The sequence below is a fragment of the Streptomyces sp. NPDC005898 genome (genome assembly GCF_040629635.1).
Classification (GTDB): domain Bacteria; phylum Actinomycetota; class Actinomycetes; order Streptomycetales; family Streptomycetaceae; genus Streptomyces.
The window spans coordinates 306,734-327,413 of record NZ_JBEXWC010000006.1 but is presented as its reverse complement, the minus strand read 5'-3'; the positions used below and the strand labels follow the sequence as shown (position 1 = coordinate 327,413).

Below are 20,680 nucleotides of genomic sequence, written 5' to 3'. Positions count from 1 at the left end.
TGCGGGGGCCCGGTGCCTCACGGCCAGGACGGCTCCCTGCGCGGCACGACGACCAGCTCGGAGACGGCGCTGCCCGCGGGGACCGACAGCGCGTACAGCAGCGTGTCGGCCACGACGTCCGGGCTCTGCAGCATGGACACGTCGGTGTCCGGGAAGCGCTCCATGATGAACGGGGTCTCCATGCCGCCGGCGATGATCCCCGTGACGCCGATCCCCACGCAGTCGCGCTGGGCCTCCTTGAACAACGTGTGGGTGAACGCCCGCAGGCCCGATTTGCCCGCGGCGTACGGGCCGGCCTCGGTCCAGGTGCGGTTGGCGGCGGTGGACAGGATGTTCACGATGTGGCCGCCGCCGCGGGCGACCATGCGCCGGTAGGTCTCCAGGCACAGGTACATCGGGCCGAGGAGGTTGGTCTCGACCACCCGGGTCACCTCGGAGGCGGTGAGGTGCTCGATCGGCTTGGAGACGTCCACGGCGGCGTTGTTGACCAGGATGTCGACCGCCTCCCCCGCCGCCTCCAGGTCCCGGAAGACGGCGGCGACCGCGGCGGCGTCCCGTACGTCCAGCTCCACGAAGCGGGCGTCGCCGCCCTCGCGGACCAGCTCCTCGCAGAGCTGCTGGGCGAGGTCCTTGCGGACGTCGGCGGCGAGCACCCTCGCCCCCGCCCCCGCCAGCTTCCGCGCGATCGAGGCGCCCAGACCGCGCGCCGCGCCGGTCACCAGCGCCTGCTTGCCGTGGAGGTCGACCTGCGCCGCGCCGCCCATGCCCGTGCCTTTCCTCGTACCGGTTGCCGCGGCCCGCGCTCGGCGGCCGCTCCGCCTCCCACTGTGACGCGGCGGGCACGCTCCGGCACCTCGGGGCGGCCGCCCGCGTGCCCCCTGCCGCTGTGGCCCCCGTCACCGACGCCGGTGCGCCCGCCCCTGCCGGGGGCCGTGTGAGCAAGCACACCAGAAGCGCGAACGGGCCCTGGTCGCCGGGGACTTGATGACGTTCGACGGAGCGTCCGGTGGTGCTGCGCCGGACCGTCCTGGAGCCGTCTGCCACCATGGTCGACGCCGTACTCCGGAACGTCCGCCCGCTCGGCGCGGCCCAGGAGACGCCCTTCCGGCGACACGGCGCCCCCCCCCAGATCCGGTGGAGTGACCGCGCAGTGCTGCCGGTGCCCCGCAGCTCCCGCCGGTCCGCCGCCCCGCCCGAGCCCTTCGGGCCGCCTCCGAGTCCCGAGTCCCGAATACCTGTGCCTTCCTCCCTCGCCTCCCCTGCCTCCGCCGCGCCCGCCCCCGTCCCGCCCGCCGACGGCTCACGGTCCCCGTGGCGGTCCCTGAAGTACCGCAGCATGCGCTGGTGGTCCCTCGCCAACTTCGTGTCCAACGCCGGTACGTGGATGCAGCTGACCGTGCAGAACCTGCTGGTCCTGCAGATCACCGGGTCCGCCGCCGCCACCGGCCTGTCCATGTCCGTGCAGGCCGCGCCCGCGCTGCTGATGAGCGTGGCGGGCGGCGCCGCCGTCGACCGCTGGCCCCGCAAGGTGACCGCCGCCGTCAGTCAGACCCTGCTCGGCGCCATCGCCTTCACGACGGCCGTCCTCGTGGCGTGCGGGCGGCTCGACCTGACCGTGCTGCTGGTCCTGGCCGGCCTCACCGGCGTCGTCGCCACGGTCGACGGTCCCGCGTGCGCCCTGCTCGGCAACGACCTCGTGCCGCCGCGGGACGTGCCCTCCGCCATCGGTGTGGGCTCGCTCGTGCACAGCGCGGGCCGCCTCGCCGGTGCCGCGCTCGGCGGTGTCACGGTCGCCTTCCTCGGTACGGCGGCCGCCTACGCCGCCAACGGCGTGTCCTTCCTCTTCGTCGCCTCCGTCATCCCTTTCCTGCGTCCCGCGTACGCGCCGCGCGACCCCGGGCACGAAGACCCCGGGCCCGGGCCCGGGTCCGAGTCCTCCGAGTCCGAGTCCGACGGGCAGGACATGACCGTGCGCCAAGGTCTCGTCTTCTTCCTGCGGCGGCCCCGGCTGGTGGCCCTCGCGGGCATCACCGGCGTCAGCGCCGTCTTCGGGCGCAACTACACGCTGACCCTGGCCGTGCTCGTCACCGGGCCGCTCGCAGGGGGCGCCGGGTCGTTCGGCACGGTCTCGACCGTCCTCGCCGTCGGGGGCATCGTCGGCGCCGTCCTCGGGGCCCGGCTGCGCCGGCCGTCGGTGCGGCTGGTGGGCCTGCTGGCCGCGGCGGGCGCGCTGCTCCAGGTGGTGGCGGGCCTGTCGCCCTCCTTCGCGGTGCTGCTCGTCCTGGTGCTGCCCATGGCGGTCGTGGAGACCGTCTCCGACACCGCGGGCACGACGATCCTCCAGACCGACCCGCCGGCGCGGCTGCGGGGCCGGGTGCTCGGCGTGTGGGGCAGTGTCAGCACGGCCTGGGGCCTCGCGGGCCCGCCCGCGCTCGGCCTCCTCATGGAACTGGCGGGCCCGCGGGGCGCGCTGGTCTCCGGGGGCCTGATCATCGCCGGTTCCATCGGCGCGGGCTTCTTCCTCCGCGCACGCGAAAACGTCCCGGTGCCCGTGCCGGTACTCCTCCGCAGCGACGACCCCGCAGCCCGCCCGACACTGCGCGCGGCAGCGTAACGCCGCCTTACGCCCCCGCCTGCCTCGCCCTCACATGCGGCCCGGCTTCTGGTTGCGCGCGCAGTTCCCCGCGCCCCTGACAGGGCGCACCTCGATGCCTCAAGGGGCGCGCACACTTCCGCACGCCCCTGACAGGGCGCACTGCCACCCCCAAGGGGCGCGGGGAACTGCGCGACCAGCCCACGACGACCCGCAGCGACCAACCCCGCGTCCGCCCCCGAACGCCTCGCCCCCACATGCGGCCCGGCTCCCAGTTGCGCGCGCAGTTCCCCGCGCCCCTGACAGGGCGCGCCCATGCGCCGGCACGCAAAAGCACCCCGCAAGGGGCGCCCACGACGGGGCGCAAGAAGGTGACGCACGCCGGGCCCCGCGAAGGGGCCTTACCGCCCAGGCGCAGGCACCGCTTCCAGCGGTGAGCCCGTCGGCAGGGCCCGTACCGCCCGCAGCACCTCCTCCGGAGTGATCCGCAGCAACCGCTCATCCGGGCGGAGCCCATGCGCGTCGCCCGGGCGGGCGGCCCCGTCACCGTCGGGGTGCCACAGCGCGCGATGCCTGGGACCGGGCGGCGGCCCCCAGAGCCGGGGGGCGACGGGCCCGAACAGCACCACCGAGGGCGTGCCCAGCGCCGTCGCCAGATGGGCGAGGCCCGTGTCCCCGACGATGACGCACCGCGCGTGGGCCACGAGCGCCGTGAGCCGGTCGAAGGGCACGTCCTCCGCGCCGCCCAGCACGGCCCCCGGGGCGAGACCGGCCTCCTCGGCCACCCGCCGCGCGGTGGCCTCCTCCCCCGCCCCCGCGGTCACGACGACCTCGTGGCCGTCCCCCCGCAGCCGCCGCGCCACGGCCGCGAACCGCTCCGGCGGCCACCGGCGGGCCCCGGCGTCGGCGCCGGGGTGCACGACGACCGCGCCGGGCGCCGGGGAGGGCGTCGCCGGCCCGGGGATGCGCAGGTCGTCCGGGTCGGCGTGGACGCCGTACCAGGTCAGGAGCCGGCACCACCGCTCCCGTTCGTGCTCGTCGTCGCGCCAGGCGGGACCCTCGATGTCGGGGGTCCCGGGATGCGCGTACGCCAAGAGCCGCCGGGGTCGCAGCCGTTGGAGCAGGAGATGGCTCGGCGGGCCGTTGCCGTGCAGGTCCACGGCGAGGTCGGGCGGCGGCCCCGTCCAGGGGAGCACGGCGGGCACCCGGCGGCCGGGCGCCGAGGCGGGCAGCAACCGGTCCACCAGGCCGGTCGCGGCCGCGGCGGGGGCCAGGCGTTCGGGCGCGGCCAGCACGATCTCGTGGTCCGGCAGCCACCGCCGCAGGGCGCGCAGCGCGGGTACGGCGGTCAGCAGGTCGCCGAGCCCGAGCGCCCGCAGCACCAGCGCGCGCGGCCGGCGCTCGGTGCCCTCCGGCGGCCCGCTCACGTCGCTGTCCCGGCGGCCGCGGCGGCCCGCCGGGTCAGCAGCGTGGTGGAGCGGCCGTCGAGGTAGGGCAGGACGACGGCCTGCCCGCCCCAGGCCCGCAGCGCCCGCGCCTCGGGCAGGTCCTGGACGGAGTAGTCGCCGCCCTTGACCCAGACGTCGGGCCGCAGCCTGTTCAGGAGTTCCTGCGGGGTGTCCTCCTCGAAGACGGCGACGGCGTCGACGCTGGCGAGCGCCCGCAGGACACGGACGCGGTCCGCCTCCTGGTTGAGGGGGCGGCCGGGGCCCTTGCGGCGGGCCAGTGACGCGTCGGAGTTGAGGCACACGATCAGGCAGTCGCCGATGGCCCGGGCGCTGTCGAGGAGGCCGACGTGCCCGGCGTGCAGCAGGTCGAAGCAGCCGCCGGTCGCGACCACCGTGCCGCCGCGCGCGCGGACCCGCTCGGCGAGTTCGAACGCGTCGGTGGCCGGTGCCTCCTCGGCGCCGGGCGCGGGCGTGACGCGCCACAGGCCGGGGTTGGTGGCGCCGCCCGCCGAGACGAACGCGGCGGCTTCGGCCACCGCCCGCTGGAGGGCCTCCTCGGGGAGCGCGCCGTCCGCGAGCGCCGCGGCCGTGGTGGCGGCGAAGCAGTCCCCCGCGCCGCAGGGGTCACCGCCCGCGCGGAACGGCGGGGGGACGAGCATCGGCGTGCCGGAGCCGGGCCTGGTCAGCAGGACACCGCGCTCGCCGAGGGTCACGGCGACGCCGCTCACCCGCCAGCGGTCGGCGAGTTCGGTGCCCCGTTCGGCGTACGCGCGCAGGCTCTCACCGCCGCCGGGGCACAGCGCGCGGGTCTCGGCCGCGTTCGGGGTGACCAGCCGGGCGCCCGGCACGGGGGTGTCGCCCTTGGGGTGCGGGTCCCACACGAGCGGGGTGCGCGGGGTGACGGCCGCGAGGTGGTCGCGTACGGCGCTGGCGGTGTGCCGTCCGTAGTCGGCGACGAGGACGGCGTGGGCCTGGGCCAGCGCGTCGCGCACCGCCGCGTCGGGTTCGCCCGGTGTGCCGCCGCCCCGGTCGATGCGCACGAGGGGGCGGCCAGCGGCCAGGACGCGGGTCTTGACCGGCAGGGTGCCGTTCAGCGGCAGCTCCACCAGCCGTACGCGGCCCGTCAGTTCGCGGCGGACGGCTTCGCTCGCGGGGTCGTCGCCGAGCGCGGTCACGAGGATCACTTCGCGGCCGCCGCGGGCCGCGAGCGCCGCGGCGAGGCCGGCGCCGCCGGGGTGGCGCCGGTCGACGGTGACGTCGACGACCGGGGCGGGCGCGTCGGGGGCGAGCCGGGTGGCGACTCCTTCGATGTCCTCGTCGAGCAGCACGTCCCCGACGACGACGAGCGGCTTCGGCCCGCTCACGGCGTGCTCCCGTGGACGGGGACCGCGGCGGGCGCGGCCCGGCCGACGCCGGCGGCGACGGGTGGCGCGGCGAGCGCCGCGTCGAAGGCCTCGCAGAGCAGGTGGACGGCGACCAGGTGGGCCTCCTGGACGGTGGCCGTGGTGTCGCCGTCGATGTACAGCGGCTCGTCGGCGGCCTCGCCGAGCGGGTTGGGGCCCGGCCCGGTGAGGGACCAGACGCGCAGGCCCGCGGCGCGGCCCGCGACCGCCGCGGTGATCAGGTTGGCGCTGCGGCCGGAGGTGGACAGCAGGAGGAGGATGTCGCCGGGCCTGCCGTGGGCGGTGACCTGGCGGGCGTACACGTGGTCGAAGCCGTAGTCGTTGCCGATGGCGGTCATGCTGGAGGTCTCCGCGTGCAGGGAGATCGCCGAGTACGCCGGCCGCTCGTGCCGGTAGCGGCCCACCAGTTCGGCGGTCAGGTGCTGGGCCTGGGCCGCGCTGCCGCCGTTGCCGGCGGCGAGGAGACGGTTTCCGGAGGGCAGCGCGGCGGCGAGCCGCCCGCCCCACTCCGTGAGCCGGCCGAGGCTGTCCCGGCGCAACCGCCGAAGCGCCTGCTCCAGCGACCGGCAGTGCAGATGCGCGGCGTCGAGTGCGGGGGTTTCGTTCATGCTGCTCGGGCGCGCCGCGCCGAGGGGCGGCGACGGGCCCTGCCTCCTTCGGATGTCGGTGCTCCGCGGCGGGTCGGGGCGGGGCTCACACCACGCCGGCGCCGGTCGTGACGGGCTGGGGGTCCAGGACCTCGCAGTACGCCGCCTCGGTGGCCGCGGCGACCCGGTCCCAGCCGAACCGGCGCAGGGTGCGGCGGCGTCCCGCCTCGCCGCAGGCCTCCCGGGCGGCGGGGTCGGCGAGGAGGTCGGCGACGGCGCGGGCGAGGGCCTCGGGGTCGCGGGGCGGCACCAGGCGGCCGGTGGCCGGGTCGGCGACCGTGTCGAGCTGGCCGCCGACGGCGCTGGCGACGACGGGCCTGCCGCACGCCATGGCCTCCAGGGGGACGATGCCGAACGGCTCGTAGTCCGCCGGGCACACCACGATGTCGGCCGCGCGCAGCAGCGCCGGCACATCCGCGCTCGGCACACCGCCGGTGAAGTGGACCCGGTCGGCGACGCCCGCCTCCCTGGCGAGTGCGCGCAGCCGCCGGACCTCGGGGTCCTCGTCGAGGCGGTCGGCGGGGGGACCGCCGACGACGACCAGCTCCGTCTCGGGCAGTCGGGCGAGCGCGGCGATGGACACGGCCGCGCCCTTGCGCGGCACGAGGCGGCCGAGCTGGAGCAGTTGGTGGCGTTCGGTGCCGCGTTCGGCGACCGGGCCGCGCGGGGCGAACAGCTCGGTGTCGACACCGCAGGGCACGACGGTGGTCTTGGCGGCGGGGACGCCCATCCTGCCCAGTTCCACGACCTCGTCGCGGCAGGTGGCGATGATCCGGTCGCAGCCGGAGCCCACCTCGGTCTCCAGGGCGATCCGCCTCGGCGGGCTGGGGTCGGCGAGCTGCTGGTGGCGCCGCTTGACGGTGCCGAGCGCGTGGTACGTGTGCAGCAGCGGCAGGCCCAGCTCGCGGGTCGCCCACAGGGAGGCGAGCCCGGACATCCAGAAGTGCGAGTGCACCAGGTCGGGCGGCCGGTGGCGCCAGGTGCGGGCCAGGTAGCGGCCGAAGTCGCCCATGTGGGGCAGCAGTTCGTCCTTGGGGATCTGCTCGGGCGGCCCGGCGGGTACGTGGTGCACGTGCACGCCCTCGCGCAGCGGCACCGTCTCGGGCAGTTCGCGGTCGTCGCGCCGGGTGTAGACGGTGACGTGGTGGCCTCGGTCGGCGAGGGCGCCCGCGAGCGCGGCGACGTGCACATTCTGGCCGCCGGCGTCCACGCCGCCCAACGTGGCGAGCGGGCTGGCGTGTTCGGAGACGAGGGCGACGGACAGCTTGCCGGGGCCGCTGGGCGCCGCGCCGAAGGCGGCGGGGTCGAAGGGGCCGAGGAACGAGGTCATGAGCACGCCTCCGTCATCACGCGCTCCCAGTCGGCCAGGAAGCGCTTCAGTCCGTACCGTTCGAGAGCGGCCTGGCGCGCGCGGGCGCCGTCCTCGGCCGCGGCCCGCGGGTTCTCCAGGTAGCGCCGCGCGGCCCGGGCCAGGACCTCGGGGCGGGTGGACAGGACGCCCGCGCCGGGCGGCACCGCCTCGATCGCCTCGGTGGTGGCGAGCGCCACGACGGGCATGCCCAGCTGCATGGCTTCGAGCAGGGACAGGCCGAGGGAGGTCCAGCGCACGGGGTGCAGGTACAGGCGGCGCTGCGCCAGCGCGCCGTGCAGTTCGCTCTGCGGCAGGTCGGCGGTGCGGCACCGGTCCTCGGGGAGGCCGAGGTGCGCGGCGAGCCCTTCGGTGCGCATGCCGAAGACGTCGAGCGGGGCCGCCTCGCTGAGGGCGGGGAGCAGGTCCGTGCCGGTGTACCGGCCGCGACGCACCGGTTCGTTGACGACGACGGCGGCTCTGGCGAGGCGCCCGGTGTACTGGTGGCCGGGGTCGACGACGCCGTGTTCGATGACCTCGGTGCGGGTGCTGCCGCAGTCCCAGAACAGCCGGTTGAAGTGCGTGACATGGACCAGCGTCAGGTCGTCGCGGTCCGCGCAGGGGTGCCGGGTGTCGGGGACGTCGCCGTCCGGCGCGTTGTGCTCCAGGTAGACGGCGGGTACGTCCCGTCCGGGGCGCCGGCCGCCGAGCCGGCGTTCGGCCAGCTCCTGTTCGTGCGGGCGCTGGAGGACGACGAGGTCCACCTCCGCCTCCCGCAGCTCCTCGGGCGTCACTTCCCGTACGGAGGCGGGCCAGGAGAAGGTCCGGGCCCGGCCGAGCCCGTCGGGGCCGCGGTCCGGTGTCACGGGAACGAGGTAGGTGTGGGGGCCCTGGACGAACGCGGTCGTCCAGGAGCCGTGCACGTGCCACAGCAGGATGTTCATACGCTTGCTCCTCGTTCCGTTTCGGGCGTGCCGTCCGGTGCGGTGACCCGGGCGGGCGCCGCCCGCGCGCGGCGTGTCCGGTCGGCCGCGCCCTCGGCGAAGGACGCCACCGCGGCGAGCACCTCGCCGTCGTCGACCCGGTCGAGGCAGGGGTGGCCCGGCACCGGGCACTGCCGGGCCCGGCTGTCCGCGCACGCGGCGTGCTGGTCGCCGAGCACGACGTGGGGGACGCCGTACGGGCGCCAGCGCTCGGCCGGCACGACCGGCGCGAAGAGGCAGACCACGGGGGTGCCGACAGCGGCGGCGAGGTGCATGGGCCCGGTGTTGCCGGACACCACCGCCCTGGCCCTGGCCAGGACGCCCGCCAGGCGCCGCAGATCGGTGGCTCCGCCGAGGTCGAGGGCGTGCCGCCCGGCGACCCTGGCGGTCAGCTCGCGTTCGTCGGGGCCGCCGGTGACCACGACGCGGTGGCCGGCGGCACTGAGGGCCGCCGCGGCGCGCTCGGCGCGTTCGGGGCTCCAGGCGCGGGCGGGCACGGCGGCGCCGGGGTGGAGCACGACGTAGGGTTCGCCGCCGGTGAGGGGGGTGGTGTCCGGCGTCGCCTCCACGCGCAGGGCGCCGTCGTCGCCGGGCGGCAGGGCGAAGCCGCAGGCCTCGGCGAGGTCGAGGGCGGCCCGCGCCTCGTGGCGGTGGGGCAGCCGCTGGTGGCGCAGGTCGAGCAGGGAGCCGGGGTAGTCCTCGCCGTCGGCGGCGGTCCAGCCGACGCCGGCCAGCTTCAGCAGCAGCGCGGCGGGCAGCGGGCTCTGGTGGTAGGAGACCAGCACGAGGGCCCGGTCGAAGCGGCCCTGCGTCACCTCGTCGAGGAGCTGCCGCGTGGCCGTGTGCGACACGGGCGCCGCTTCGAGCCCCACCCACGGGGCGTCGTACACCAGCACGTCGTCCACGTCGGGCAGCAGCCTGCCCGCCTCGACGCCCTGGGGTCCGCACAGCAGCGCGGTGTACGAGGAGCCGGCCGCGACGGCGCGCACGGCGGGGCCGGCGAGCAGGACGTCGCCCGCGCTGTCCAGGCGTACGACGAGTGTGCGCGGCAGGGTTCGGAAACCGGTCATCGCTCCTCCACCTCCATGGGGCGGTGGCCGCCCTCGGGGTCGGAACTCAGCAGCAGGCGTACGGCGGTGAGCAGGTCGGGGGCCACGGCGGGGGCGGCCTGGATCTCCTCGGCGCGCGTCACCGGGGTGGGCACGAGGATGCCGCGGGCCCCGGCGGCGCGGGCGGCGCCCATGTCGGCCCCGATGTCACCGATGACGGCGGCGCGGGCGGCGGGGACGCCGAGACGCCCGCAGGCGGCGAGGACGAGGCCGGGCGCCGGTTTGCGGCAGCCGCAGCCGTCGCCGGGGCCGTGCGGGCAGATGGCCCACACGTGCAGCGGGCCGAGGAGTTCGTCCACGCGCCGCCGCACCGCCTCGACCTGGTCGCGGGTCAGCAGACCGCGGGCGACGCCCGACTGGTTGCTGACGACGCCGAGGGGGATGCCCGCGGCCCGTACGGCGGCGACGGCGTCCCGCGCGGTTGGCATGAGCCGTACGCGCGCGGGGTCGCCGTTGTAGGGCACGTCCTCGACGAGGGTGCCGTCGCGGTCGAAGAGGACCAGCGCGGGCAGGGCGCGGGCGGCGCCGCGTCGGGCCGGGCCCCGGGCGGGCGGGCCGTCGGCGAGCCAGGGGCCGCGGCCGTCGTCGCGCCGGGCGGGGGCGGCCGGGGGCGGGGGTGCCACGAGGCGCCGGTTCATCGCCGGACCCGCTCTTCGTCGGTGGGCCGGGCGGGCGCGCGTGAGGGGCCGCCGGTGGTGCCCGTACGCGGGTCGAGGGGCGCGGCGTTCCGGTGCGCGGCCTGGCCGCGCAGCCAGTGCCAGACGGCGGCGGGTGGGATGAGCGCGCTGGTCAGCGCCATGGTGAGGATCTCGTCCCGGGTGCGGGGGCCCGGCAGGATCCGCGCCAGGGCGAATTCGGCGGTGCCGGCCAGCCAGGCCGCCGCGCAGGCGCCGGCGGCCGCCGGTCTGCGCAGCGCGGCGCAGGCCAGGGCCCCGGCGGCCGCCGCGGTGACCGCGAGGTGGCCGGGCAGCCGCCCCCGTGGTGCGGCCGCCCTGGTCCACCAGTCGCGGCCGTGCAGCCGCGTCATGAGGACGTCGTCGGCGTTGCCGGCCTGGAGGCGCACGGAGGTCCAGCGGCCGGCCGGGCGCACCGGATGGGTCGTGGCGCGGGTGCCCTCGGCGATCGACCAGCCGGCGGCGAGGACGCGCAGGGCGAGGTCCGCGTCCTCCCGGAAGGCGCGGCGGAAGCGCTCGTCGAAGCCGCCGACGGATTCCAGTGCCGCCCGGCGGTAGGCCATGTCGGCGGTGATCCAGCGGGCGGTGGCGAGTCCGGCGGTGTTGCGTTCCCAGTCCGTCGGCCTGCGGTCGGCGGGGAGCGGGACGTCGATGCGGGCGGTGACCGCGCCTTCCTCGGGGGTGGTGGCGGCCAGGTCGAGGGCGAGGTCGTCGCACCAGGTGGGGCCGGGCACCACGTCGTCGTCGAGGAAGACGATCCACGGCGCGCGGCCGGCGGCGCGCCAGCCGGTGTTGCGCGCGGCGGCGGGGCCGCGGGCCCCGCCGTCGACGACGAGGGTGACGGGGCGCAAGGCCGCCGGTATCCGGACGGGCAGCGGGCTCGTGCCGTCCGCGCCCGGGCGGTCGTCGACGAGGACCACGCGCAGCGGCCCGGGCCCCTCGGCTCCGGCCAGGGCGCGCAGGGTGGCGCCGAGGCTGGGCCTGCCGAGCGTCGGGATCACCACGGCGTACGCGCCCTCGGTGGCGACGACGTCACCGGTGTCCGTCGCGTGCCCGGTCATCGGCTCTCCCCTCCCTCGGGTGCCGGGGCGTCGAAGAGGTCGCGGCGCCGGATGGCGTAGGGGCCGATGGCGAGGAGGTCGACGGGCGAGGAGCCGAAGCACTCCAGGGCGTCGCGGGGGTCGTCCACCATGGGGCGGCCGGCCGTGTTGAGGCTGGTGTTGACCACGACGGGCAGGCCGGTGAGCTTCTCGAACTCGCCGAGCATGCGGGCCACGAGGGGTTCGCGCGCCGGGTCCACGGTCTGGATGCGGGCCGTCCCGTCGACGTGGACGACGGCCGGGATCCGCTCCCGCCAGGGCTCGGCCACGTCGTGCACGAAGAGCATGTACGGGCTGGGCAGCGGCCCGTCGAAGATCTCGCGGGCGCGGTCGGCGAGCACCATGGGGGCGACGGGCCGGAACTGTTCGCGGCCCTTGACGTCGTTGAGCCGTTCGAGGTTGCCGGCGTGGCCGGGGTGGGCCAGCAGCGAGCGGTGGCCGAGGGCTCGCGGCCCGTACTCGGAGCGGCCCTGGAACCAGGCCACGATCCGGTTCTCCGCCAGGGCCCGCGCGACGGTGGCGGCGATGTCCGGCGGGCGTTCGAAGGCCACGGCGGCGGTCTTGAGCCAGGCGCCGAGTTCGGCGTCGGACCAGTCGCGGCCCAGGTCGGCGCCGGTCATGGGGGCGATCTCGTGGCCCTGTCCGGCGGACAGCAGGAGCGCGCCGCCGAGGGCGGTGCCCGCGTCCCCGGCCGCGGGCTGCACCCAGACGCGGGAGAAGGGGCCCTCGCGGGCTATTCGGGAGTTGGCGACGCAGTTCAGGGCGACCCCGCCGGCGAGGGTGAGGACGCTGTGGTGCGTCTTGCCGTGCAGCCAGCGCGCGAGGTCGAGCAGCGTCTCCTCCAGGACGGCCTGGGCGCTGGCCGCGACGTCGGCGTGGTCCTGGGTCCAGGGTTCGTCGGCGTGGCGCGGGGCGCACAGCTCGTGCCAGGGCACGGCGGTGGCGCGGAACCCGCCGTCGCCGGTCGGGTGCACGTGGCGGCGCAGTTCGGGCAGCATGCGCGGGGTGCCGTGGGAGGCGAGGGCCATCACCTTGAACTCGTCGCAGGAGCGGAGGAATCCGAGGTGCCCGGTCAGCTCCTCGTAGACCAGGCCGAGGGAGTGCGGCAGGTCCTGGGCGTACAGCGGTTCCAGCGTGTCGCGCACGCGCCGGGCGGCGAGGTGCGAGGCGCGCTCGCCGCGGCCGTCCAGGACCAGGACTGAGGAGTCCTCGGCGCCGGGCGCGGCGAAGGCGCTCGACGCGGCGTGCGCCATGTGGTGCGGCACGAAGCGGACGATGCCCGGGTCGAGGCCGGGCAGCGCGGTCTTGAGGAAGCCGGGCGCCTCACGGGCGTAGGTCTGCCGCAGGTGGTCCCAGGGGTCGTCGAGCCCCATGTCGGCCGCGGGCCGGGCGAGCGCGGGGTCGTAGGAGTAGGCGACGGCGTCGAGGTCCTGGGGCCGCAGGCCGGCCCTGCGCAGGCACCAGGCGGCGGCCTGCTCGGGCAGTTCCCAGGCGGAGAACGGCACGGGGCGTTTGCCGTGCTTGCGCCGCGAGAACCGCTCCTCCTCCGCGGCGGCGACGGTCCTGCCGTCGATCACGAGGGCGGCGGCGGGGTCATGGAAGAGTGCGTTGATTCCGAGGATGCGCATGAGGGATCCGAGGTTCTGTCGGCGGTACGGGGCACGGGGCCGGGGCGCGGGGGAGCTGTGCTCCGGTGGGCGCCCGGCGTTGGGCTCTCGCCGGTCCGGGTCAGGGGCGGGCCGTGGCGCGGAACCAGTCGATCGTGCGCCGCAGGCCTTCCTCGGCGTCCACGCGCGGTTCCCAGCCGAGCTTGTCGCGTGCCAGCGTGATGTCCGGGCAGCGCACGGCGGGGTCGTCCGTGGGCCGGTCGATGAAGCGGATCTGCGCGTCGGATCCGGTGAGGTCGATGATCAGGCGGGCCAGGTCGAGCATGGTGATCTCGCCGGGGTTGCCGATGTTGACCGGGCCGCGCATGCCGTGGGCGGCGGCGGCGAGGATGCCGCGCACGGTGTCGTCGACGTAGCACAGCGAGCGGGTCTGGTGGCCGTCGCCGGTGACGGTCAGGGATTCGCCGTCCAGTGCCTGGCGGACGAAGGTCGGCACGGCCCGGCCGTCGTGGCCGCGCATGCGGGGGCCGTAGGTGTTGAACAGCCGCACGATGGCCGTGTCGGTGCCCTCCGCGTCGGCGTGAGCCGTGGTCAGGGCCTCGCCGAAGCGTTTCGCCTCGTCGTAGACGCTGCGCGGGCCCACCGGGTTCACATGGCCCCAGTACCGCTCGTCCTGCGGGTTCTGCTGCGGGTCGCCGTAGACCTCGGAGGTGGAGGCGAGCAGGAAGCGGGCGCCGTGGCGGTGGGCGAGCCGCAGCGCGTTGCGGGTGCCGAGGCTGCCCGTCTCCAGGGTGTGCAGGGGCAGCCGCAGATAGTCGGCCGGGGAGGCGGGGGACGCGAAGTGCAGCACGAGGTCGGGCGGCCGGTCGACGTCCAGCCCCTCGGCGACGTTCGCGCGTATCAGCGTGAAGCCGGGGTGGTCGAGCAGCGGGGACACGTTCTCCGGGCGCCCGGTGCTGAAGTCGTCGACGCAGGTCACCGCCGTGCCCGCGGCCAGCAGGGCGGTGCACAGATGCGATCCGACGAAGCCGCCGCCGCCGGTGACGACGGCGTGCTCCCAGGTCCGTGCCGGCGCTGTGGTCATGCGGATCTCCTCCATACGCGGTGCCTTCGTACGCGGTGCCGCCGTACGGCGGCGGGCCCCGTCCAGTCTTCGAACAGCCTCTGTCAGATGGGCGGGGACGGCCCGGCGGTGTACGGCAGACGGGTGAGTACGCGCGGTGAGGAGGCCGGGGCGCGGGCGCACGAGTGCGGGACCCGGCGGATGTGTCCTCGCCAGGTCCCGGGGGGCCGCGTCCAGCGCGTCCGGCGTGCTCCGGCGGGCCGGGGCGCCGGGGCGTGGCCCGCGTCGAAGGAGCCGGTCAGTCGGTGGAGAGCGCTTCGAGCAGGTCGCCCACCTGGGGGTCGGGGAGGCTGCGGGCGACGTCCGCCTGGGCGACGACGCCGACGAGGTCGTGGCCGTCGATGACGGGCAGCCTGCGGACCTTGTGCGCGGTCATCGTGCGCATGGTCTCCCCGGCGTCGTCGTCCGCGCCGATGGTGACGGCTTCGCCCTGGGCCAGCTCGCCGTGGTCCGCTCGGGGTCCTTGCCCTTGCCGAGGACTTTGACGACGATGTCGCGGTCGGTGAGCATGCCCTTGAGCCTGTTGTCCGTGCCGCAGATCGGCAGGGCGCCCACGTCGAGTTCGGTCATCTTGCGGGCGGCCTGCAGGACGCTTTCGTCGGCGCCGACGCACTCCGCGCCCGCGGTCATGATGTCTCTGGCAGTTGTCATGTCACTCCATTCGTGTATGCGGCCGAATGCGGCCTGTCACGTTTGCGCGCGGAGGGTGAAGGGCTCGGAATTACGGCGTTCAGCTGCCCAGGCCGCCGCTGCCGAAGCTGCCGCCGTCGCCTTTCCGGTGGTCCTTGGGGTCCTGCGAGGCACAGCGGTGCGTGCTCGACTGGCCGTACCCGCCTTTCAGCTCGTGCGGGTTGAGCCGGTGGCCGTCCTCGGACACCTCGTCCGGCTCCCGGTACTCCCGCTCTTCCCTGACGGGGCCCCCATATGGCCGCTTCGGCTGCTCTTCCGGGCGCGGGGGCCTGGACTCGCGCCCGCGGACGCGCTGCCCCCAGAAAAAGGCGCCGAGAAGGACCGCGACCACGACGACACCGGCGATCCACATGAAGAGGTCGGCGGTGTGCGAAATGGCAAGTTCCCACTTCATGGATTCCATATGAGTGTTGTACCCGCCCGGCCGGAAAATTAGCGGAACGTTACGCCTGCCGATTCACTCGCGATTCACCCGAAAGGAAAACGGGACGGCGCCGCGGCAGCTTATGGAATACGCGCATCGGGACCCCGCACGCCCGCAACCGGGGGCGGGACCTTGTCGGCCCACACTGTCCTCGCCACCACTATGAACACCCTGTATACATGTCACGTATACACACTCTGTATAGTCATCGCATGCCCGTCGAGAACACGCCCGTCGAGAACGCCCCCGCGACCCCGTCCACCCAGGACACGCGCGCGGTCGCCGCACCCCCCGCGGCCATGAAGATGGCCCGCGCGCCGAAAAGGTTGCCCCGCACCGCCGCCGCCCTCGCGGCGGGAGCGGCCCTCGTCCTCGCGGTGAGCGGATGCACCAAGCTCGACACCACCGCGCCGAGCGCCGTACGCAAGGAGGGCGCCGCCGCCAAGAAGGCGGACCAGGGCGCGTTCGGCGCGGTCGACTGCCGCAGGGCCAAGTGCGTGGCGCTGACCTTCGACGCGGGCCCCAGCGAGAACACCCCGAGGCTGCTGAAGATCCTCAAGGACGAGAAGGTCCCCGCCACCTTCTTCACGCTCGGCAAGAGCCACATCGAGAAGTACCCCGAGCTGGTGAAGCGGATGGACGCGGAGGGCCACGAGGTCGCCAGCCACACCTGGTCGCACAAGATCCTCACGAAGATCGGGCCGGCCGAGGCGCGCCGCGAGCTGGAGCGCCCCAACAAGGCGATCGAGAGGCTCATAGGCAAGAAGCCGACGCTGATGCGCCCGCCGCAGGGCCGCACCAACGACGACATCACCGAGCTCTCCGAGGAGCTGGGCCTCGCGCAGGTCCTGTGGACCGTCACGGCCAAGGACTACACGACCGATGACTCCGCGCTGATACGCAAGCGGGTCATCGACCAGACCAAGCGCGACGGCATCATCCTGCTGCACGACATCTACCGGGGCACGGTGCCCGCCGTACCCGGCGTCATAGCGGAGCTGAAGAAGCGGGGCTACGTCTTCGTGACGGTCTCCCAGCTGCTCGCGCCGGGCAAGGCGGAGCCGGGCAAGATCTACCGGTAGAGCCTCTCCTGCTCCTACGTACGGGCTCTGGCCTGTTGCCCCTGCGGCCCGAACAGGTGCAGGACCTCCACCGCGGCGTCCCCGGCGGGTCCGAACCAGTGGGGTTCGGTCGTGTCGAACTCGGCGACCTCGCCGGCCTCGGCGCCCACACGCCGTACGCCCTTCTGCTCAGCGCCTACCTGCTCATCGGCGTCGGTGTGGGGTTCGCCCACGCGCCGATCACCAACACGGCGGTGAGCGGTCTGCCGCGCGAGCGCGCCGGTGTCGCGGGCGCCATCACCTCCACGGCCCGCCAGCTCGGCGCGGCGATCGGCGTCGCGGTGGCCGGGGGCCTCGTCACCGGGCAGGGCCCCGGACAGCTCGCCCGGGCGTCCCACCCCGGCTGGCTCCTCGTCACGCTCTGCGGGGCGGCGCTGTTCCTCGTGGCGTACACCGCTCGCCGTACCGGCGCGGACCGCTGAGTCGCGGGGCGCGTGGCTCTAGGCTCGACGGCGTGGCCCTCTTCCAGTTCGCGCGACGTACGCCGCTGTCTCCCGCCGATGCCTGGCACCGCCTGACCTCGTGGGAGCGGCACGGCGAGGTCGTCCCGCTCACCCGCGTGACGGTGCGCACGCCCCCGCCCACCGGCGTGGGCACCGTCTTCGTGGCCCGCAGCGCGCTCGGCCCCGTCGGCTTCGACGATCCGATGGAGGTGGTCGAGTGGCGTCCGCCCCGGGGCACCTCGCCGGGCCGGTGCCGGCTGGCGAAGCGGGGGACGTTCGTGACGGGCTGGGCGGAGTTCGAGGTGCGCGCCACGCCCACCGGCTCCACCGTGCTGTGGCGCGAGGAGCTGGCCGTACGGTGGCTGCCCGCGCTGTTCGACGCGGTGCTCGCCGCGACGGCCCGGCGGATGTTCGGCCGGGTGGTCGACCGGCTCACGGACCCCGGCGAGGCCGGTTAGCCGGTGCGTCGGCGCGTCTCCTCCTGCTCGTGGTGGATGGGGGTGTGCGCCCCGGTGAGCGGGGCCCCGCCGCCGCCCCGCCGGTGGGCGACGATCTCCGCGGCGATGGACAGGGCGGTCTCCTCGGGCGTACGGGCGCCGAGGTCGAGGCCGATGGGCGAGCGCAGCCGGGCCAGTTCCGGCTCGGTGACGCCGGTGTCGCGCAGGCGGGCGGCGCGGTCCTCGTGGGTGCGGCGGGAGCCCATCGCGCCGACGTAGGCGACGGGCAGCCGCAGCGCGAGGCGCAGCAGCGGCACGTCGAACTTGGGGTCGTGGGTGAGCACGCACAGCACGGTGCGGCTGTCGACGTCGGTCTTCTCCAGGTAGCGGTGCGGCCAGTCGACCACGATCTCGTCGGCGTCCGGGAAGCGCTCGGGCGTCGCGAAGACGGGCCGCGCGTCGCACACGGTGACGTGGTGGCCGAGGAAGGCGCCGACCCGCGTCAGCGCGGCGGCGAAGTCGATCGCGCCGAACACGATCATGCGGGGCGGCGGGGTTGCGGACTCCACGAGGACCGTCACCGGCCGGCCGCACCGCGATCCGTCCGCGCCGATCTCGACGGTCCCGGTGCGTCCGGCGTCGAGCAGGGCGCGGGCCTGCCCCGCCACCGCGCGGTCCAGCCGCGCCGATCCGCCGAGCCCGCCTTCGTACGCGTCCGGGGACGCGTCCGGCGACGCGCTCGAAGGACGTACGAGCAGGGCGCGGCCCATCAGTTCGGCGGGCCCGGACACGACGCGGGCGACCGCCGCCGCCTCCCCCGAGGAGAAGGCGGCCAGGGCCGCCGCGATGACCGGCCGGCACGTGGAGTGCGCGCGGACCGGGGTGATGAGGATGTCGATGACGCCGCCGCAGGTCAGACCAGCGGCGAAGGCGTCCTGGTCGCTGTGGCCGAAGCGTTCGAGGACGCATTCGCCGTCCCGCAGCGCCTGGACGCACAGCTCGTAGACCGCGCCCTCCACGCAGCCGCCGGAGACCGAGCCGATGACCGTGCCGGCCGCGTCGACCGCGAGGGCGGCGCCGGGTCGGCGGGGCGCGCTCCCGCCGACCACCACCACGGTGGCGACGGCGAAGTCACGCCCCTGCTCGACCCACCGGTGCAGCTCGTCGGCGATGTCCAGCATGTCGGCCTCCTCGGGGGTGCGGGGAGGCGTCGGCGTCAGTGGACGCCCAGCCACCCTTCGATGGGGTTGAGGGCGAAGTACACCAGGAAGATCACCGTCAGACCCCACATGAAGGCGCCGATCTCGCGCGCCTTCCCCTGGGCGATCTTGATGGCCACCCAGGCGATGACGCCCGCCGCGACACCGGTGGTGATGGTGTAGGTGAAGGGCATCAGGACGACGGTCAGGAAGACCGGGATGGCGGTCGCGCGGTCGGCCCAGTCGACGTGCCGCGCGTTCATCATCATCATCGCTCCGATGACGACGAGCGCGGCGGAGGCCACCTCCTGGGGCACGATCGCGGTCAGCGGGGTGAAGAAGAGACAGGCCGCGAAGAACAGTCCGGTGACGACGGAGGCGAGGCCGGTGCGGGCGCCCTCGCCGACGCCGGTCGCGGACTCGACGAAGACGGTCTGGCCGGAGCCGCCCGCCACGCCGCCGATGGCACCGCCGGCGCCGTCGATGAACAGCGCCTTGGACAGGCCGGGCATGCGGCCCTTCTCGTCGGCGAGGTTGGCCTCGGTGCCGACGCCGATGATGGTGGCCATCGCGTCGAAGAAGCCGGCGAGCACCAGCGTGAAGACGATCATGCCGACCGTCATCGCGCCGACCTGGCCCCAGCCGCCGAACTCGACCTCGCCGAAGAGGGAGAAGTCGGGGGTGGAGATCGCGCCGCCGTGCAGTTCGGGGGTTCCGTTCGCCCACTGGTCGGGGGCGATGACGTCGGCGGCGTTGAGGATGACGGCGACGACGGTGCCGGTGATGATGCCGATCAGGATCGCGCCGGGGATGTTGCGCGCCTGGAGCATGAAGATGAGCAGGAGGGTGCCCGCGAAGAGCAGGACGGGCCAGCCCGAGAGTTCGCCGGCCGGGCCGAGGGAGAGCGGGGTCGCCTTGCCCGGGTGGACGAAACCGCCCTTGACCAGGCCGATGATCGCGATGAACAGGCCGATGCCCATGGTGATGCCGTGCTTGAGGGCGAGCGGGATCGCGTTCATGATCATCTCGCGGAGCCCGGTGACCACCAGGAGCATGATCACCACGCCGTACATCACGCACATGCCCATGGCCTGCGGCCAGGTCATCTCGGGGGCGACCTGCGAGGAGATCACGCCGGACACGGAGAGCCCGGCGGCGAGGGCCAGCGGCACCTTGCCGACGAAGCCCATGAGGAGGGTGGTGAGGGCCGCCGCGAAGGCGGTGGCGGTGATCACGGCCTTGGTGGCCATGGTGTCCCCCGCCGCGTCCTTGCCGGACAGGATCACGGGGTTCAGCAGCAGGATGTACGCCATCGCCATGAAGGTGGTGACGCCGCCGCGCACTTCGCGCGCGACCGTGGATCCTCTCCGGGATATGTGGAAATACCGATCGAGCCAAGACCGGCCGGCCGGGACGCGAGAGCCGTTGCCCGCGTCCTCCGCGGTGGTCTTGGGCTCCACTGATGACTGGGTCATGGTGCCTAACTCCCAAGGTTCACAGGGGCACCCGCATGTTTGCGGGATTTGGGATGATGCGTTGGCTGCACGACCCGGGGGACGGCCCGAGACGAACGAAACGTGGTACCGGACCTGGGCCGACCCGAGTGAACGGGTCCGTCGCGGTCCGGTGCCGGGGGTGAGCTACACCGTGCCCGTGAGGTGCTCCGGGCGGACCGGTGTTCCGGTCGGCTCACGACCCGTCGCGTCCCGGACGGCCGCGCGGACCGCCGGGGTGGACGACAGGGTCGGGGCCTCGCCGGCGCCGCGCGGCCCGTAGGGGGCGTGCGGGTCGGCGAGTTCGAGCACGCCGACCGGGATGGCCGGCGTGTCGAGGATCGTGGGGACGAGGTGGTCCCGCTCGCGCGGGTCGGCGACGCGGCCGAAGGCCGGCGGGAACTCGGGACGACGGTGGTCGAAGTCGGTCTCGACCAGCATGTCCGTGCCACCCGCGGTCGGCACAGAGGTCAGGTGCGCTGCCTCGGCGGCGAGCGCCTCCTCCCCACTGGCGGGGCGAAGGAAGTCCATGAGGTCTCTTCTTCGGTCGGGGGTGGTGCACCGCGAGGGAGGCATTCCGTATCGGCCACTCGGGCCCTTCGCCCCCTCGACTGCTTGTTCATCTGCTGTTAACCGGAGTGGAGCCAGTACACCGCCCGCTCCTCCGGTCGGGTCAGTCACCGAAACCATGAAGGAGTTGGCTGGCCAACCCGCGCGTCTTGTAGATTCGTATGAAGAACGGACCCCAGAAGCCTCTCGGGTTCCCCCGGAAAACCCCTGACGCCCGGCGCCACAGCGCCCCGGCCTCACCGGAGCCCACTTGCTTGTACACCACATT

General features: G+C 75.0%; 18 protein-coding genes and 3 pseudogenes. 4 read left to right on the top strand and 17 right to left on the bottom strand.

Going from position 1 to position 20,680, the window contains the following annotated elements; all coding sequences use genetic code 11:
* Positions 1–17: 17 nt before the first annotated feature.
* On the bottom strand, positions 18–764 hold the full coding sequence (locus tag ABZ385_RS11850; protein ID WP_358590457.1) for an SDR family oxidoreductase: 747 nt from the start codon (positions 762–764) through the stop codon (positions 18–20).
* 473 nt (positions 765–1,237) lie between these two features.
* Here ABZ385_RS11850 and ABZ385_RS11845 point away from each other — a divergent pair, with 473 nt between their 5' ends.
* Entirely contained in the window at positions 1,238–2,614 is a 1,377-nt protein-coding gene (locus tag ABZ385_RS11845; protein WP_358911122.1) for an MFS transporter, read from the top strand.
* Positions 2,615–2,994: 380 nt separating this feature from the next.
* Here the strand turns inward: ABZ385_RS11845 and ABZ385_RS11840 are convergent, their stop codons facing one another.
* The 12 genes and pseudogenes from ABZ385_RS11840 to ABZ385_RS11785 all read right to left on the bottom strand — a co-directional run bounded on the left by ABZ385_RS11840 (position 2,995) and on the right by ABZ385_RS11785 (position 15,119).
* Entirely contained in the window at positions 2,995–4,020 is a 1,026-nt protein-coding gene (locus ABZ385_RS11840; RefSeq protein ID WP_358911120.1) for a glycosyltransferase family 9 protein, read from the bottom strand.
* A complete protein-coding gene (gene rfaE2 / locus ABZ385_RS11835) occupies positions 4,017–5,405 on the bottom strand; it encodes a D-glycero-beta-D-manno-heptose 1-phosphate adenylyltransferase (protein ID WP_358911118.1) in 1,389 nt (462 codons plus the stop codon). The genes ABZ385_RS11840 and rfaE2 overlap by 4 nt, the downstream gene beginning before the upstream one ends.
* On the bottom strand, positions 5,402–6,052 hold the full coding sequence (locus ABZ385_RS11830) for an SIS domain-containing protein (RefSeq protein ID WP_358590412.1): 651 nt from the start codon (positions 6,050–6,052) through the stop codon (positions 5,402–5,404). Before ABZ385_RS11830 ends, rfaE2 begins: the two co-directional genes overlap by 4 nt.
* Positions 6,053–6,137: 85 nt before the next feature.
* Complete coding sequence (locus ABZ385_RS11825) at positions 6,138–7,421, bottom strand: glycosyltransferase (protein WP_358911116.1); 1,284 nt, start codon at positions 7,419–7,421, stop codon at positions 6,138–6,140.
* Positions 7,418–8,383 (bottom strand): glycosyltransferase, encoded by a 966-nt coding sequence (locus tag ABZ385_RS11820; protein WP_358911114.1) that lies wholly within the window; start codon positions 8,381–8,383, stop codon positions 7,418–7,420. Before ABZ385_RS11820 ends, ABZ385_RS11825 begins: the two co-directional genes overlap by 4 nt.
* Positions 8,380–9,492 (bottom strand): glycosyltransferase family 9 protein, encoded by a 1,113-nt coding sequence (locus ABZ385_RS11815; RefSeq protein ID WP_358911112.1) that lies wholly within the window; start codon positions 9,490–9,492, stop codon positions 8,380–8,382. Before ABZ385_RS11815 ends, ABZ385_RS11820 begins: the two co-directional genes overlap by 4 nt.
* Positions 9,489–10,169: an HAD family hydrolase gene (locus tag ABZ385_RS11810; RefSeq protein ID WP_358911110.1), complete on the bottom strand. Its 681-nt coding sequence runs from the start codon at positions 10,167–10,169 to the stop codon at positions 9,489–9,491. The genes ABZ385_RS11815 and ABZ385_RS11810 overlap by 4 nt, the downstream gene beginning before the upstream one ends.
* Positions 10,166–11,266, bottom strand: coding sequence for a glycosyltransferase (locus tag ABZ385_RS11805; protein WP_358911108.1), 1,101 nt, complete (start codon positions 11,264–11,266; stop codon positions 10,166–10,168). Before ABZ385_RS11805 ends, ABZ385_RS11810 begins: the two co-directional genes overlap by 4 nt.
* Positions 11,263–12,933: a carbamoyltransferase C-terminal domain-containing protein gene (locus ABZ385_RS11800; protein ID WP_358700116.1), complete on the bottom strand. Its 1,671-nt coding sequence runs from the start codon at positions 12,931–12,933 to the stop codon at positions 11,263–11,265. Before ABZ385_RS11800 ends, ABZ385_RS11805 begins: the two co-directional genes overlap by 4 nt.
* A gap of 100 nt (positions 12,934–13,033) precedes the next feature.
* Positions 13,034–13,996: an NAD-dependent epimerase/dehydratase family protein gene (locus tag ABZ385_RS11795; protein WP_358586633.1), complete on the bottom strand. Its 963-nt coding sequence runs from the start codon at positions 13,994–13,996 to the stop codon at positions 13,034–13,036.
* Between the two features lie 277 nt (positions 13,997–14,273).
* Positions 14,274–14,686, bottom strand: a pseudogene (locus tag ABZ385_RS11790) (CBS domain-containing protein).
* A 79-nt stretch (positions 14,687–14,765) separates the two neighbouring features.
* On the bottom strand, positions 14,766–15,119 hold the full coding sequence (locus ABZ385_RS11785) for a DUF6479 family protein (protein WP_358911106.1): 354 nt from the start codon (positions 15,117–15,119) through the stop codon (positions 14,766–14,768).
* A 329-nt stretch (positions 15,120–15,448) separates the two neighbouring features.
* Between ABZ385_RS11785 and ABZ385_RS11780 the strand changes: the two genes are divergently transcribed.
* Entirely contained in the window at positions 15,449–16,231 is a 783-nt protein-coding gene (locus ABZ385_RS11780) for a polysaccharide deacetylase family protein (protein ID WP_358700473.1), read from the top strand.
* 14 nt (positions 16,232–16,245) lie between these two features.
* Here the strand turns inward: ABZ385_RS11780 and ABZ385_RS11775 are convergent.
* Positions 16,246–16,371, bottom strand: a pseudogene (locus ABZ385_RS11775) (XRE family transcriptional regulator); the annotation flags it as partial.
* Between ABZ385_RS11775 and ABZ385_RS11770 the strand changes: the two are divergent.
* Positions 16,330–16,692 carry a hypothetical protein gene (locus ABZ385_RS11770; protein WP_358911162.1) on the top strand — a complete coding sequence of 121 codons (363 nt, stop codon included), beginning with the start codon at positions 16,330–16,332 and terminating at the stop codon, positions 16,690–16,692. The pseudogene ABZ385_RS11775 and the gene ABZ385_RS11770 sit on opposite strands and share 42 nt — an antisense overlap.
* Before the next feature lie 32 nt (positions 16,693–16,724).
* Positions 16,725–17,171: an SRPBCC family protein gene (locus ABZ385_RS11765; protein WP_358911105.1), complete on the top strand. Its 447-nt coding sequence runs from the start codon at positions 16,725–16,727 to the stop codon at positions 17,169–17,171.
* Here the strand turns inward: ABZ385_RS11765 and ABZ385_RS11760 are convergent.
* The 3 genes and pseudogenes from ABZ385_RS11760 to ABZ385_RS11750 all read right to left on the bottom strand — a co-directional run.
* Positions 17,168–18,331 (bottom strand): XdhC family protein, encoded by a 1,164-nt coding sequence (locus ABZ385_RS11760; protein WP_358911103.1) that lies wholly within the window; start codon positions 18,329–18,331, stop codon positions 17,168–17,170. The two genes, ABZ385_RS11765 and ABZ385_RS11760, sit on opposite strands and share 4 nt — an antisense overlap.
* A 35-nt stretch (positions 18,332–18,366) precedes the next feature.
* Positions 18,367–19,824, bottom strand: coding sequence for an NCS2 family permease (locus ABZ385_RS11755; protein ID WP_358911101.1), 1,458 nt, complete (start codon positions 19,822–19,824; stop codon positions 18,367–18,369).
* Positions 19,825–19,989: 165 nt separating this feature from the next.
* Positions 19,990–20,226 (bottom strand): annotated as a pseudogene (locus ABZ385_RS11750) (hypothetical protein); the annotation flags it as partial.
* Positions 20,227–20,680: the final 454 nt, after the last annotated feature.